Annotated in this window: 13 protein-coding genes and 1 pseudogene; 7 read left to right on the top strand and 7 right to left on the bottom strand. The window is 41.7% G+C overall.

The features are described 5' to 3' along the window. Positions 1–323: hypothetical protein (locus tag I2G61_RS16525; RefSeq protein ID WP_229100756.1), on the top strand; the 323-nt coding region annotated here is incomplete at its 5' end. Positions 324–437: 114 nt separating this feature from the next. Here I2G61_RS16525 and I2G61_RS12705 read toward each other — a convergent pair. Both I2G61_RS12705 and I2G61_RS12700 read right to left on the bottom strand, forming a co-directional pair. Then, complete coding sequence (locus tag I2G61_RS12705; RefSeq protein ID WP_072685339.1) at positions 438–1,802, bottom strand: aldehyde dehydrogenase; 1,365 nt, start codon at positions 1,800–1,802, stop codon at positions 438–440. A gap of 538 nt (positions 1,803–2,340) precedes the next feature. Further along, positions 2,341–2,820 (bottom strand): MGMT family protein, encoded by a 480-nt coding sequence (locus I2G61_RS12700; protein WP_072685340.1) that lies wholly within the window; start codon positions 2,818–2,820, stop codon positions 2,341–2,343. Positions 2,821–3,194: 374 nt separating this feature from the next. Here I2G61_RS12700 and I2G61_RS12695 point away from each other — a divergent pair, with 374 nt between their 5' ends. Beyond that, positions 3,195–3,356 (top strand): hypothetical protein, encoded by a 162-nt coding sequence (locus I2G61_RS12695; protein ID WP_195548314.1) that lies wholly within the window; start codon positions 3,195–3,197, stop codon positions 3,354–3,356. A gap of 136 nt (positions 3,357–3,492) precedes the next feature. Here I2G61_RS12695 and I2G61_RS12690 read toward each other — a convergent pair whose 3' ends face one another. Further along, on the bottom strand, positions 3,493–3,960 hold the full coding sequence (locus I2G61_RS12690) for a hypothetical protein (RefSeq protein ID WP_072685341.1): 468 nt from the start codon (positions 3,958–3,960) through the stop codon (positions 3,493–3,495). A gap of 66 nt (positions 3,961–4,026) precedes the next feature. Beyond that, positions 4,027–4,626, bottom strand: a complete 600-nt coding sequence (locus tag I2G61_RS12685; protein ID WP_072685342.1) for a TetR/AcrR family transcriptional regulator C-terminal domain-containing protein — start codon at positions 4,624–4,626, stop codon at positions 4,027–4,029. A 154-nt stretch (positions 4,627–4,780) separates the two neighbouring features. Here I2G61_RS12685 and I2G61_RS12680 point away from each other — a divergent pair, with 154 nt between their 5' ends. Then, positions 4,781–6,553, top strand: a complete 1,773-nt coding sequence (locus tag I2G61_RS12680; RefSeq protein ID WP_072685343.1) for an FAD-dependent oxidoreductase — start codon at positions 4,781–4,783, stop codon at positions 6,551–6,553. 143 nt (positions 6,554–6,696) lie between these two features. Here I2G61_RS12680 and I2G61_RS12675 read toward each other — a convergent pair whose 3' ends face one another. Together I2G61_RS12675 and I2G61_RS12670 are read right to left on the bottom strand one after the other, a co-directional pair. Beyond that, a complete protein-coding gene (locus I2G61_RS12675; RefSeq protein ID WP_072685344.1) occupies positions 6,697–7,893 on the bottom strand; it encodes an FtsW/RodA/SpoVE family cell cycle protein in 1,197 nt (398 codons plus the stop codon). Further along, a complete protein-coding gene (locus I2G61_RS12670) occupies positions 7,890–8,315 on the bottom strand; it encodes a GNAT family N-acetyltransferase (RefSeq protein WP_072685345.1) in 426 nt (141 codons plus the stop codon). Before I2G61_RS12670 ends, I2G61_RS12675 begins: the two co-directional genes overlap by 4 nt. 70 nt (positions 8,316–8,385) lie before the next feature. On the opposite strand from I2G61_RS12670, the gene I2G61_RS12665 reads away from it, so the two are divergent. The 4 genes from I2G61_RS12665 to I2G61_RS12650 all read left to right on the top strand — a co-directional run bounded on the left by I2G61_RS12665 (position 8,386) and on the right by I2G61_RS12650 (position 13,914). Then, complete coding sequence (locus I2G61_RS12665; RefSeq protein WP_139248651.1) at positions 8,386–9,921, top strand: hypothetical protein; 1,536 nt, start codon at positions 8,386–8,388, stop codon at positions 9,919–9,921. A gap of 141 nt (positions 9,922–10,062) precedes the next feature. Beyond that, complete coding sequence (locus I2G61_RS12660) at positions 10,063–11,304, top strand: hypothetical protein (RefSeq protein WP_072685347.1); 1,242 nt, start codon at positions 10,063–10,065, stop codon at positions 11,302–11,304. 308 nt (positions 11,305–11,612) lie between these two features. Continuing rightward, positions 11,613–12,530 carry a hypothetical protein gene (locus tag I2G61_RS12655; protein WP_072685348.1) on the top strand — a complete coding sequence of 306 codons (918 nt, stop codon included), beginning with the start codon at positions 11,613–11,615 and terminating at the stop codon, positions 12,528–12,530. 874 nt (positions 12,531–13,404) lie between these two features. Then, on the top strand, positions 13,405–13,914 hold the full coding sequence (locus tag I2G61_RS12650; RefSeq protein WP_072685349.1) for a hypothetical protein: 510 nt from the start codon (positions 13,405–13,407) through the stop codon (positions 13,912–13,914). A gap of 142 nt (positions 13,915–14,056) precedes the next feature. Here I2G61_RS12650 and I2G61_RS12645 read toward each other — a convergent pair. Further along, positions 14,057–14,680 (bottom strand): annotated as a pseudogene (locus I2G61_RS12645) (IS1595 family transposase); the annotation flags it as partial. Positions 14,681–14,733 lie beyond the last annotated feature (53 nt).

Below are 14,733 nucleotides of genomic sequence, written 5' to 3'. Positions count from 1 at the left end.
AGAAGATTTATGAAAAAGGGCAGCGGTTAGGGAAGAAGATCGGGGAATGCATTGGCAGGCGACAAGGAGAACACATTGGCAGACAGCAAGGGGAACGCATTGGAGAACGCAAAGGGGAACGTAAAGGGGAAGCAAGACAAAGAATGATGCTTCAACAGATGTTGAGTATTCGGATTCCGATGGATGAAGAAGAAACGGCGCTGCTTCAGCAGTTAAATGGCGATGAGCTTCTGTTATTATCGGAGCGGTATGAAATGATAAAAACGTCGGACGATCTGGTTGAACAGGTTCATCAGATTGTAAATCAGAGAACTCACCGTTAGCCTGGGTTCAGGTGAATTCCTGTTTTCTGAAGAAAGGTTCTAATTACAGAAAAATGCCAGGATTAAGGAAGAACCCTGGCACAGGAGCGTAAAAATCAAATGTTTGTTTCTTAACTATTTCATGAATTTCCGAACAAGCTTTGCTTTCCAAGGAGAAACAGGCTGATAGCGGATTGGCAGGTCGATGAATGTTGATTTATTGACGATGCTTTTCATATGGGAGAAGGCTGCGAAGCTGGCATAACCATGATAACCGCCCATGCCGCTGTATCCAACGCCGCCGAAAGGCATCGCCGTGGTCGCTAAATGAATGATCGTGTCGTTAAGGCAACCGCCGCCGAAGGAACATTCGCGCAGGAAGCGATCCTGATGTTTATGATTTTCGCTGAACAGATAAGCGGCCAGCGGTTTCTCCCGCTGTTGGATAAAGCGCAGCGCTTCGCTGAAATGCGTATAGGTCAGAATCGGAAGGATCGGGCCGAAGATTTCTTCCTGCATTAAACTTGAATTGGGATCCGGATCGACGACCAATGTCGGCATGAGTTTGTGCTGGTTCCAGAGTCCGCCGTAAACAACCGGCTGATCCGCCAAGAGTTCATTCAGCCGCTGTTCATGTTTCTCATTGATGATTCGCGGATAGTTTTCATTTAATGTCGGATTTGTACCATACTGCCGTGTGATTTCAGAACGCAGCGCTTCGATCAACGGTTCTTTTACACGGGAATCCACTAAAATGTAGTCTGGGGCCACACAGGTTTGTCCGGCGTTGAGCAGCTTGCCGAAAATGATCCGGCGTGCGGCCAGTTCGATATCGGCGGATGCGTCAACCAGACACGGACTCTTTCCGCCTAATTCCAAGGTTACCGGCGTCAGCCAGCGTGATGCCTTTTCCATCACCAGCCGGCCGACCTGGACGCCGCCAGTGAAAAAGATCGTGTCGAAACGTTGTTCTAAGAGCTCGGTATTTTCTGCCCGGCCGCCCTCAATGACGGCGACATAACATTCGTCATAAATGATGTTCAGCAGCTTGGCAATACAATGGGAGGTTGCCGGTGCATAAGCGGACGGTTTAACGATCGCACAGTTACCGGCGGCCAGTGCGCCGATCAGCGGACTCATCGTCAGCTGGAATGGATAATTCCACGGCGCCATGATCAAAGCCACGCCAAGTGGTTCGGCCATCGTGAAGCTGACAGCTGGAAATTGAGCTAACGGCGTCGGGACACGTTGGAACCCCATCCATTTTTTTAAATTTTTTCGTGCGTAATTCAGTTCCTCAAAGACCATGCCGATCTCGGTCATATAAGACTCAAAATTAGATTTTCCCAGATCCTGTTTCAGAGCTTCCATGATTTCCAGTTCATGTTCCTGGATCACGCGTTTCAATAGCGTCAGCGCTTCGAAACGAAACGCATAGCTCAATGTCGCGTGCGTATTAAAATAAGCCCGCTGATTTTCTACACAGGTTTTAATATTCATACATAAATCCTCCTGTTTTCCTTATTGTATCACGAAGCGGGAAATGGCAGGTGAAAGAATGCTGAGATTCGTGAAAGGGAAGCGGATAAGCACTCCTTCTATTCCATCGACAGAATCTTCAGGTCTTCGCCGGCAATCAGATCTGATCGTTTTTGTGAAGAATTATGTTGATGCAGAATTGTTGATGAGTCTGTGATCTGAAAGTATCTTTAAAGCTGAAATTTTCATTCCCAACAGAATGAGAAAATCCAATAATAAAATAAAAAATTAGAATATTTTGTTGCAGGAGTTCAACACCTACTTCATTTGAATTGACTTCAAGGAAGTCCCTCAATTTCTGATGTGAACGGCACAGGATCATTGCTTTCATGGATCAGGATAATCAAACTTAGTGGAAAGAATGATAAGCTGAACGGCAATCGGTTTGATCGCGCTGATTGTATCGCGGAGCGTGCTGGTGAATAGTTCAGGGTAGCTGAACGCTTAGCCTTGTATTAGTTTCTCTATTCCCGGTTTTCAACGAAAGAAAAAGAAGGTCTTAATCAAGGTCAAAAAGAACGTCTTCGTAATTTTGGACATAATATCGAAGATTCTTTCGACCTTTGCGAACGATCGTGTGTCCTTCGGCTTCCAACTTTGCTTTTTGCGCCAGGACGCCGCCAGGATATTTCGGGTTCAGTTCCCCTTCCGCTTTAAGCGTCCGCCAATAGGGTGTTTCATCCTCTGATCGCTGGAAGCTGGCCCAGGCGGCAATCGACACGAAAATGCCGGCGGTGATCGGTTCTGTAAAATCAGTGCCGCTGGTTCGGGCGAAGTATTCACGAAGCGTCCCGACAGTGATCACCTTACCCCAGGGCACACGTTTCATCATGCGGTCGTAGTCGATCGGCGGGGCAAAAAACATCCGGTTTCCACCGTATTTCTCAATACTTTTGGGATCGGTGATGATCTGAATTTTTGGCATGTCTTTTTTGTCCTGCAGCATGGCGTTGAAATCTTTTAATTCTTCGTTGGCCATAAAATCACCTCTTGCCTTAAGCATAGCGGCTTTTGTAACTTCCTGCAATGAGACTGTTTTATAAATTTCCAACTATTTCATAACTCAAATTTTATTTCTCGTTACTGTTTGCCGTGCAGAGGAAAAATTCAATTTGCCCGCACAGTTTGGAAAGAAGCAGGATGACAACGGAAAAGATCCGTATTCTTTTCATGCGGGTGAGTCGAGACTGCCGGTCAGCTATGCCTGAGATGGGAGATGGTAGAGAAATACAATTCCTTATGCGACCATGCTGCGCGGATTTCTTTGAACGCTCTGCCGCACGGTGTTCGCTCACTACTCAGGGGAAAGTCAGACTGGGGATGACGTTTAATAAAAGGTCAGGAACTGTTGAAGTGAATACCGTGATCAAGACGGCCGGCATGAAATCCAAACGGGAAGAAGCGCTGGCATTCTATGGCATTACGCCGCAGACGGCGGTGATCGGCGATTGTAAGCGCGTCGGCTGGGTGATGGAAGCGACGCATGTCGGATATTTCTTCGCAATGAGCTTATAGAGGGAATCAGTTCTCAATCCTCATGATTAAAATGAAAAAGGAAAGCCGACAAAGACTTTCCTTTTTTACGGTCAATTAACAGACAAGATTGCTTTGAAATCAGTTTTTCTGGGAAACAGGCGAAAGAAAAATTGCATTATCCGCAATTTCGGGCATGGTTCCAATGGATTCCGATATGACCGATACCCAAAATCACAACAGATACGCAGAGGAATGGATTGTGGTTAGCGATTCCCAGCAGGAAAAAAGCCATGACCGGCAAAGTCGCGCCCGCAACCGGAATCTTGAGAAAAGGGGCATAGAAATCCCGCAGCGTCTGCGGACTTCGAAAATAATGGATCCAGAAGCCTTCGTAGCCCAGCATCATCGCCAGGGACAAAAGAAAACAAAGCTGTTCCCGAAATCCTGAATAAGCTGATTGACTCTCGAAGAAGGCAAACACGGTAACCAGAACCTGACCGATTCTTTCCATGCGTACCAGCGATGGTTTTTCTTTTGCCACCGCGACTTCGTAACCTTGCGGTTTGTGCCACGTCCAGAAGAGATTGGGCAGAAACAAGCCGGTCAAATAGATCAGACCTGGGAATGAGAATTTCCACGACATAGGAACACCTTTTTCTAAAATTATCAAAAAGAAAAATATGACTTGAATTCATCAGAGATGCAGAGGTTAAGCTGGAAGGTTTAAATTTAAAGCAACTTCCAGCGCTTTGCCGATACAGGCTGAAAACATTAAATCAAAGTAAACCGCAAGTTCTTTCGCGGGTATAGTCATCCCTTCTTCAACCCAATCCGCAATTACGGCCATGGATCCTTTGGAATGATAATTGATGACAAAGTTGATTCGTTGGGTATCGACTTCTTTTAGCAAGCCCTGATCTTTATAATCCCTGATTGTCAATTCTGCGCACATCCGGAGGTTTTCCTGTGTTTCTTTCAGCATATAGCTGATCAGATCGTTTTGTCCGCGGATTTTAAGTGCTTGCAGATAAAAGGCTTTAGCCCTTTCCATTTCGCCAAGATAGAGAGGAGAAATCGCATCCCAATTTGAGGTTGGACCATCAATAATTTTGCGAACTGGCAGCGTGATATCCTGATGAAAAATCCAACAGATCAGTTCTTCTTTGTCACAGAAATGATAGTAGAAGGTTCCCCGATTGATATTACATTGATCAGCTAACTCCTGGACAGTGATGCTTTCTAATTTTCTTTGCATACACATTGATTTTAAGGCATTTGCTAGTAAATTCCGTGTTAAGCTGTTTCGCATTATAGATCCCCTCCCTTTCTAATTTCAACATTTTATGTGAAATGTTGAACAATTCAACAATAATCCTTTAGTTGTCGATATAATTTAAGTTTAACACATGCTATTCTGGAGTCAACAATAGTCATGATAATGGACTAATCTGAAGGAGGAACTTATGCGAAGCGTAAAGAAATTAACGACAAGTTTTATCAGTCTTTTGCTTATGGTCTCTTTAACGGGATGCCAGAATGAACCAACGTCACAGCCAGCATCTTCGACAGGCTATACGCCGGGTACTTATGAAGGAGTTGGAGCGGGCATGAATGGAGAAGTTCATGTCGCTGTTACCTTTGATAAGGATTCTATTACCGCGATTGAAATCAAAGATAATGTGGAAACCATTTCAATCTCGAAACCGGCTTTGACAAGACTGCCACAGGATATTGTGCAAAATCAATCGTTAAATGTGGACTTGGCCAGCGGCGCAACGATTTCCAGCAATGCGGTGATTACCGCTGTCGGTGAGGCCGTCAAGCAAGCAGGTGGAGATGTAGATGCTTTAAAAAGCAAAGCGAAACCTGAAATTGAAGTCCAACCGGATGAGCAGACGGAAACGGATATTGTTGTCGTCGGCAGCGGTCTGGCTGGAGTGTCAGCCGCGTTGGAAGCCGCAAATCGGGGAAAATCGGTGCTGTTGGTGGAAAAGATGGAAGCCTATGGCGGATCCTCTGCACAATCCGGAGGGGCTGTTTGTTACACGCTGGAAAATTCTGATTTTACAGAACAAGATTATGCGGAATGGTTGATCCAGATGGGGCATGACGGAGAAAACATCAACGAAGAATTAATTCGGAAGATCGCCTCAATGACAGGGGATAGTCTTGAATTTTTACGCGATCGAGCTGGTGTTGACATTTCTTTTCCGGTTCGGGAAACATTGGCACACAATACGGTTTCTTATCTGGTTTCAACAAAGAAAAGTGTTGTTCTCGGAGCAGGCGGTTTAATTATTGAACCTTTCATCGAAAAATTAACTGCGATGAATAACGTTACACTGTTAAACCGGACAAAAGCAGAATCGTTGATTGTTGATGATACAGGCGCTGTATGCGGCATTCAGGCAGTCAGAGCTGATGGTAGTTCACTGACGGTAAAAGCGGATGCGGTAATTCTCGCGACAGGCGGCTGGGACCGAAATTCGGAACTTACAGAAAAACTGGCTCCAGGCTTTGCCAACAGTGTTCATTTAACTGGAACCGGAAATACTGGGGATGGCATATTGATGGCGGAAGCTATCGGTGCAGCGATCAATGAACAATTACCAGCTTGCGTGGATGGATTTATGGGCTTGCCGGTTACGCTGACCAGTGATTTTATTTTAGTAAATCAACAGGGAGAACGTTTTGTCAACGAGAACACAGTGAATATTGAAGTCTTTAATGCCATTGCCCGGCAGGAAGGTGGGCTACATTATTATATTTATGACGCGAATGAACTCTTTGAATTCGTAAATACGACAGATCGTGCAGCACTGGAATCTGCAGCTCAGGCAGGCACTGTGCTGAGCGCGGATACGATTGAAGAATTAGCTGAGCAAATAAAGGTGGATCCTTCAGCTTTACGTGTAACGGTGGACCGTTACAACAGTTTTGCAGGAGGTCAGGATTCAGATTTTGGCAAAGATATGACAAACGTGCAGCCATTTGAAAACGGACCTTTTTATGCAATGTCGGGTGTTCCCTATATTATGACGGCTTATGGCGGACCTGTTGTCGATGAAGAGTGCCGCGTTCTTAATCAGGAAGGGCATATCATTTCAGGGCTATACGCAGCTGGTGAACTTGCGGCTTCTAATTGGACCGGACAGGATTCGATTGGACATGGGATGAGCCTGCAGGATGCGATGAGTACGGGACGGCTCGCCGCGCTATCAGCATCAAGAGAATAAAATACGTCAGATTGCCCATCAGGAAACGAGGTTTTCATGAAGGTCTCGTTTTCCTGTTTTTCTATATTACATAAAAAACGGAAGACGCTTTGATCTTCCGTTTATCATTTTCTGCATTCCCGGCATTGGGACAGGGGCTTAAGCTAGTGCATCAGCCGGCTCTTGTTTTCTGAACTCATCTGGAACACGATTGCCAGCGGAATCATATACGACAACATACTTGAGCCGCCGTAGGAAATAAACGGCAGCGTAATGCCGGTGATCGGAAACAAACCGGTGATCATGCCCATGTTGACCAGCTGCTGAAACAATAACATGCCGATCATCCCCGCGACCATATACCGCTCGCGCGGCTGATCATGCCGCGAGGCGATGCTGATCAGCTTTAAATCGAACGCCGTCAATAACGCGACGACCGAAGTCGTGCCGAGAAATCCGAAATTCTGACCAATGACAGAGAAAATGAAGTCAGTTTGCGGCTCTGGAAAACGAATCAGGACTTCGCGGAAGCCATGGCCCGTTAAGCCGGAGGAACCGATCGTTAATAACGAGGTATACAGCTGGTTGCCCCAGGTATTGATGTATTTCTCCGTTTCCAGCCAGCCGTAAATCCGCCGCATTTTATAACCTCCGCCTAAGACGGAGGATAAAAGATTCGGATAAAACTTGAACATGAAGATCAGTCCGCCGAAGCCGATGACTAAACCGGCCGCGCCCAGCCAGACCCATTCCTTGCGGACGCCCGAGACCGCCAGCATGACCAGGATACTGACGATGATGATTAGCGGGATCCCGGTATCGGGTTCCAAAAAGATCAGAATCAGCGGCGGGACGGCGATCTTGCCGACTTCCCAGAACAATTTGAAATCACTCGCAAACGACATTTCCGTCTTCCCGAGGTTATGCTCGTGGATAATATTGGCAACCATGATGATCAGCACGACCTTCATGAACTCGCTGGGCTGAAAGGTGCCCAACCCGGGGATCTGATACCAGGCCGTCGTTCCGTTGATCGGTCGGATAAACCGGTCCGGCAGGTTGATCACATACTTATCCACCAGTAAAATCGCTAACAGCACCATCAGAATCCAGTAAAAGATTTTGACGCCGGTAAATAACCGGTCGCTGCCAAACCGCGTCAGAAAGGCCAGCATCAGAAAGCCGATCGCATACCACATGCCCTGTTTCAGCCACAGATGCGTACCCTGCAAGCGCGTCGCCATGATCGGATCGGCGCAGTAGATCGCCAATAACGAAACGCAGGTCATCGCCAAAAGCAGAAGCATCAGCGTCCGGTCGATATGGAATTTCTTGTGGATCCGTTCCGGCTGTTGGCTCATAGCACTTTCTCCATCGTGACGTGACGAATGCCGGCCTCATAAAATGGCTCGGACACCGTGGTATATCCCAGCGATGCGTAGAAACCTTCAACTTGCGCCTGAGCATGCAAAACGATCTTCTTAAAGCGTGCCAGATGCGGATCTTTTTCAATCTCACGCATCATCAACGCTCCGACATGCTGCCCACGATAAGACTTCAGGACGGCTACCCGTCCGATGTGAATTTCCTCGCCGAAGTCCAGTCCCCGGCAGCAGGCAACCGCTTCGCCCGCCTCGTTTTCCACCAGCCAGTGCATGGCGGTATCGTCGTCCTGATCCTGTTCAATATGCAGGTCGACCTGTTGTTCTATGACAAAGACTTCTGTGCGGATTCTGACAATCCGGAAGAAATCCGCCTGTGTTTCAGCAAACTTGGTTTTCATGAAAGTCAAACCACTCCTTTCATTTGAATCTGATGTACAATAATGGTATCATAATAGGCGAGGTGATGGTATGAGAAGATGGCATTCTTTGTTAGAAATCATTCAATTTCCATTGAAAATGCTGTTTGTGGCAATCATCCTGACGGGGCTTGGAACCTTGATTACCAACCAGAGCTTATCGGTGTTCTGGTTGGTGAATGACCGCAATATCCTGCTGCTGGCAGATCTGTTCAAACGGACGGGCAGTTTTATTATCGTCAATTTTCCTTTCTTTGTCATGATAAAGTTTTTAGCGACGAAAAGCAATTCGTCGGTTCCGATTATGATCGGAATCACCGGCTATGTGCTGGTGCTGGTTATTACGATGTTATTCCAGCCGGCGGGCCTGCCGACGTCGGCCTCCTCGGCGATTCTGGGATTAAGCTATTCTTCATCCCTGTTCGATCGAACCCGCTATCCGCTGCAGACGGGGTTCTTTGCCTGCGCCGCGGTCGTTCTGGCATCGCGGATCGCGTATTCCAAGTCGCGGACGAAGTCGATTTACGGTTTCTTCTCGTTTGTCGACCGCGATACCTGGGGTTTGATTTTAACGTTGATTTTATGTATGATCACCGGTTTCGCGCTTGTCTGGCTGTGGCCGATCGTGCTTAATCTTCTCAATACGATCTTTGAGTTCATCGCTACCGATATTACCAATCCGATGAACCTGTTTGTTTACGGCGTCATGGACCGGCTGTTAGCGGATCTCAACCTGGGCGCGCTGATGCGCACCTTGTTCTGGTATGGCGAACAGGGCGGTACCTGGATCAATAATTTAGGCGTTAATTACATGGGCGACGTGGGAATCTGGACAGCGCAGATGAACAGTCTGATCACGCCCAGCGGCGTCGGTCGGCTGATCACGCCGTATTATGTTTTGAACCTGTTTGCGGTTCCGGGCATGTTGATCGGATTCTATACGATCTTTACGGATAAAATGGAAAAACGGCGGATTCGTCTGTTCTTCCTGCTGGCAATTCTGGTGTCGTTAGTCACAGGCACACTGCTTCCGCTGGAGCTGTATCTGTTGATTCTGACCCCGTTGTTGTTTGTCTTCCATCTGGTCATGACCGGTGCGTTGTTCGGTATCTTCCAGTCGATGAGCGTGACACTGGGCTTCAGTTATACCGGCAGCACCGTCACCGCCATGCCGGGAACCTTATTTGATTTTATGCTGTATGTGCGGAATCCCAATATGCAGCACACAATTCGGATGATTTTCCTGGTCGGCGTGATTCTGTTTGTGCTCTACTTTGCGTTCACTCGTTTCTACTTCAAATATCTGGCATTGGACTTATTCAATACCGGCGCCAGCAAGCGGCGGGTAGAAGGCTTTATCTTAGCGGTAGGCGGATTGGAAAACATCAAGATGATGCATTCCTCGCCGACGCGGTTAACCATTCAGGTTGTGGATTCCTCGCTGATCAACTTCTCACAGATTCAGCGCTTGGGAGCCAGCCGGGTGGTAGAGAGCCGTGCCGGATATTCCGTTAACTTTGGGGCCGGCAGCACGATTATTAAAAATGAGATTAACAAGCGGATAAAGGAAATGAAGCGCAGCGCATAATCAAAAACACTTGGGATTGAAACGATACGAGAGATCGGGACAATTCCTTTTCTTTTCTGGTAATGTTAATGTGTTTTATAGGTAATATAATTTATTCTGATTCAATGTGGGCTATGATAAAAAAGAGGGGATGACGAAGCAATGCCGAAAACGATTAGTATAGCAAATAAGAGAATTATTGGACCCATGATTCGCTTAGAAAGGCTAAGATTAGGTTTAACAAAAGAGCAACTAATTCATGATAATCAAGGTAAATCTATCTGTTCTCTATCCACCTTATACCGGATAGAAAAAGGGAAAGTAATACAGGACGACATCATCTATTATGATTTGATTAAGAAGCTAAATAGAAGTTATGAAGAGAATAGTTTATTAGATAATGCAGTAAAGGATCTAAGCTATAATTTAGTGAACTATTTTGAGACGCTGAATGCAGTTGATGCTGATGAAATCTTATCTTATCTTAAATCATTTAATAAAATTAACAGTTTTTATTATAAAGAAATCTTTTCCAGCTGTACAGACATACTTCACGTTAGCTTAAATCAAAGAAAGTTAACACCTAATGAATATCAATATTATCAGCGAATGATGGAATTTATGCCGGAGCCATATAATATCCTTCTGCTTCATCTCTGTTTTTGTCATGTGCATAATTATAATCAGGATATTTCAGAGATTTGCAGTTATGAGCCAATTTTAATGAAATATCAAAGCTATTTATTCATCCAAACGGATTTCTTACTGCTTTTAAGATGCGAAAGAAGATTTATTGAATATCAAAAGATTCATTCTACGGTTATGGATAAAATAGATAAAAGAAACTTAATTAATCAAAAATGTAAAGTTTTAAGTTACTATGTTGGAACTATTGCCGATATACAAAAACCTGAATTATGTAATACTTTGAAAGAATTAGAACAATTACTGAATAATGAGAAACAACGTTTGAATTCGGCGATTTACAGTAATGTCTTATTAATGCTGGCAATGACATATTATGTTGATTTAAAAGATTACAGGAAGGCTTCATTATTATTTGAAAGCTTGTTTATTGAAGATCCGCTGAAGATCTATTCTTCTGGAATATACTATTTTTCAGCCTGTGATTTAAGCAGAATCAAACCTTTACAAGAAATATTGGACAAGATAGACATAAATCAGGCAAATATCTACTTACGATATTTCTATTATAAATACTTAAATGGTTTTAAAATAACGGATTTAGTTCATTATTTAAAAACGGAAGTATTGGATGAACTTAAAGAAAACGGTAATCAATTAAAAATTGGTGTGTTTAAAAATCAATGGAATCTACTGATAAGTGAGAGTCCTAATAAATATTATAAAGACTATTATCGATTCATTAAGAACTTTGAATGATTCTCCAAAAATAATAAAGAAAACGGTGAAAATTTAAAGAACAGTTCAATTTCAAGAAATTCATAATGATTATGCTAAAATGAAATCAACAAGGAGGATTATGTTCATGAAAAAGATCTTGCTCTTACTTCTATTAGGATTGGTTTTATCCTTCAGTTTCATTCCAACAAATACAACCGAAATAAAGGCAAGATGTTCTTTTCCCGAATGTGGTTTTGGGGGATAAATTACTTTTTATTTCCCAAATTGTTTAAATTTTTGAAGCACAAAGTGTTTAAAGAACTTTAGGTATAATATTAGGAGGAAAAATGTTAAAAAAATTAGCTGTAACATTGATTACAATGTGTATTACCATTTCTGTTTTTGTGCCGATAAATGCTGAAACAAATATAGATGAAGAAGGTAAATCAAGAAAAGAATATTATAATGAACTGTTAAAAAGTAAAAGCTCTGGGGAAGAATTACCTTTACCATCTGAAGATTATTTACGAGAAGATTGGATAGATATGACATCTAGCATTTTAGAGTCAAGAAATCAAGGGATTCATGTGTCTAATATAATTACAGATGATCATTCTGTGACTTTTATTTTTGATCCAATTCAAATTCAGCAAAGAATTTTAATCAATTCATACAATAAAAACGCACAAGAAATTACTTATTTAGGAAGCGTTAGTTATGAAGAGGCAACTCCATTTGCAGCATCGACAAGAACTGCCTACTGGTATAACAGTGAACCTTTTGTTAATGTTGATGGTAAAACGCTGAAAGATCTATCAAATTTAGCTGGTATAACCATCGCTATCCTGGGGTTAGGCTTTTCAAATCGTATTCTTGCAATTTCTTCTGTTATTCAAGCGGCAGCGTCATTTTGTAATGTGACTATGAATAATAATTTAAAAACTATTGTAACAACAAACGTACAGAATGGTTATACAACAAAACAAGTTTCAGCATATTCAGTAAGTTGGATTCCTGGTGCACAAGTTCAACGTCATGAACAATTTACGCAATATATAGTTAATCAATATAAGAGCAATGGTGATGGCACTAATTCTGCTATAAAAACTAATTATCCTAACTCTACCCACTCAAATTATGATGCGTGTGAGAAAAAGGAACATTATGACGACGATGCGTGGCTACAAGAAAGAGCACGACAAGTCGCAACAGGAAATAATACGTTATATTATAATGTTTATAAAGACTATATACCAAATAACTAATAGAATATGTAGTGCGAAATAAGAGGTGTGATGTTCACCTCTTATTTTCAAGAAAGTCAATTTCAAGAATTATGTGTGGTACCAGAGCTTAAAATGATAAAGAATACCTTCCAGTATAATTAAAAAGAAGTCTAATAGGTAAAAACAAAATAAAGGAAAATATTTGTCAAATGAATTATACTTAAAGTTTATTACGCATGACATGGCAATCTAAAATACGTTCAGTTTTTGTGTATCTATATTTAATAATAGTTGTGTGCTTTTACTCTATTATCAAGAATTCTTTTGAATAGGTTCTTATAAAGGTTTGTATATTCTTGCTTTTAATGACTTCTAATATTCGTATATTAGTGCAATATATTTCCTTATACTTCAATGATAACATTCTTTGCGCAAATATCTTTCTGAAATGGTAGTAGAATGACATTAAGGGCTTAAAGATATTTTCTTTAAAATTAGGAACTCTATATGTTTATCTATTTTGTCAATAAACAATATATTTGTAGTGATAAAAGTGCTAGACAATGAAAAAGTAGTTGCCAAAAGACTTCCGATTTGATTTTGACATAACATCTTTACGGTGAGAAATATTTTTTTCGCCAAATGATGGATGTAGAGTAGGCTATTGCATATATTCTCAGCTATTTCTATAACAATTTTTCATTTTACGAATAAAAGTCTTTATATATAGGAGCTAATATATGTTATTAGTTAACGTTAATGTTCAGCTATCTAAAGGAGATGAGGTCACAAAGTAGTGCTAAGCGATTACTTAAATAATTCTGTATTTAACTTAATTATTTATAGTATAAAATTTATCGGTAAATTGATACTTTTAGAAAAGAAAGTTAAGGAAAACTGAAGAAGGTGTATCATGAAAAAATGTTTATTAATTATAGTATGTTCGATAATTTCACTGCTATTTTTTAATGTATTAACTTTATTTGTTTATTGCACACAATCGGAGTTTCTAGGTGTGAAATTTCTTCGTACTGCCTCTATAAATAATGTTAATAGTCAAATAACGTATATGAGCGATATGGAACTTAACAGTGTTACCGCTTACATCCAATTGAACTTTGAAGGGAGAAGCTGTAAAATAAATAAACCCGAAGGTTTAATCGGAGGCTACTATAAAGGGCCATATTATTGTGATAATGATGTGCCATGGATCATATATTTTGGGAAAAAGTATAATACGATCATAATTGAAGATGTTTATGATATGAAAAAAGAAAATAATGGAGGAGTAAGTTATAAGCATTCTGGTATATTTTATGTAGGAATAAATGTAGATGAGTACAAGATGCTGAGAATGACAAGACACGATTATATCAAAAAAATAACAGCGCTAATTAAAGAATGGTCACCTGAATTTGACTAAGGTGATTATAATGTTTATTTTTAAAATTTTGTGGATTTTAGAAAGACGAGATTTAAAATCATTTATAATTTAGGAAAGATTTTATCACCAGAATGAGTATTGAAAAAAAGCCTATAAAACAAGCCAGGAAACTTGCTGACGATCAATTTGTTAAGGTCATTAACTTAACCATGAGTCTCTCGCTTAGCCCTAACATACGACTTTTTCTATAGAATTCATTCACTTTGAACATAATGATATAATCCTGTAAAAAGGCATAGCTGACCCCTCTGAAACGCTGAAGATATTGTTTAAGATTATTATGCAGTAAATTGACTTTGTCCAACGTGTAAGTGTTAACCTTTCTCTTTCCACTCGGAATCTTATGCCACTTTACCTTTAACGCTTTTACAAGTCGGTGGTAAGATCGCTGACTGTCTGTGACCAAGTCACATCCTTCTTTAATCTTTCCTTGAAAAACATGAATTAAGCTGGAGGCTTTGATTCGTCCGACATCACTGGCTTGAATTACGCTCCTGCCCTGGATATCAATTGCACAGCATATGTTGACCTTCTGCTTACTAATTCCTCGTTTTTTTGAGCCTTTCAGTTCTTCCTTTCCTTTTTCTATCCGTTCAACAAAAGTTTCATCCAGATAGACTGTTCCCTCTAATTGATCCTGGTTCATCAATGCATTTAAAGCATCATTGACTTTGTGCCGCCACCGAAAGGCAGTATTTCGATGAATTTGAGCTTCGCGAGCACAAACATCTAAGCTTTCTCCACGAAGATAACATTCTAAAAATCGTTACCATGGGTCATAATTTTTATGTGTTTTAT

This window comes from Holdemania sp. 1001095H_141210_F2, from assembly GCF_015558105.1.
GTDB lineage: Bacteria > Bacillota_I > Bacilli_A > Erysipelotrichales > Erysipelotrichaceae > Holdemania.
Note: the sequence above shows the minus strand (reverse complement) of the source record. Positions and strands in the feature narration are given on the sequence as shown.

Excerpts from the sequence above, each read along its gene's own strand:
- I2G61_RS12665 (WP_139248651.1), top strand. The coding sequence starts at position 8,386 with ATGAGAAGATGGCATTCTTTGTTAGAAATCATTCAATTTCCATTGAAA.
- I2G61_RS12700 (WP_072685340.1), bottom strand. The coding sequence starts at position 2,820 with ATGGCCAACGAAGAATTAAAAGATTTCAACGCCATGCTGCAGGACAAA.
- I2G61_RS12655 (WP_072685348.1), top strand. The coding sequence starts at position 11,613 with ATGTTAAAAAAATTAGCTGTAACATTGATTACAATGTGTATTACCATT.
- I2G61_RS12660 (WP_072685347.1), top strand. The coding sequence starts at position 10,063 with ATGCCGAAAACGATTAGTATAGCAAATAAGAGAATTATTGGACCCATG.
- I2G61_RS12675 (WP_072685344.1), bottom strand. The coding sequence starts at position 7,893 with ATGAGCCAACAGCCGGAACGGATCCACAAGAAATTCCATATCGACCGG.
- I2G61_RS12690 (WP_072685341.1), bottom strand. The coding sequence starts at position 3,960 with ATGTCGTGGAAATTCTCATTCCCAGGTCTGATCTATTTGACCGGCTTG.
- I2G61_RS12650 (WP_072685349.1), top strand. The coding sequence starts at position 13,405 with ATGAAAAAATGTTTATTAATTATAGTATGTTCGATAATTTCACTGCTA.
- I2G61_RS12670 (WP_072685345.1), bottom strand. The coding sequence starts at position 8,315 with ATGAAAACCAAGTTTGCTGAAACACAGGCGGATTTCTTCCGGATTGTC.
- I2G61_RS12705 (WP_072685339.1), bottom strand. The coding sequence starts at position 1,802 with ATGAATATTAAAACCTGTGTAGAAAATCAGCGGGCTTATTTTAATACG.
- I2G61_RS12680 (WP_072685343.1), top strand. The coding sequence starts at position 4,781 with ATGCGAAGCGTAAAGAAATTAACGACAAGTTTTATCAGTCTTTTGCTT.
- I2G61_RS12685 (WP_072685342.1), bottom strand. The coding sequence starts at position 4,626 with ATGCGAAACAGCTTAACACGGAATTTACTAGCAAATGCCTTAAAATCA.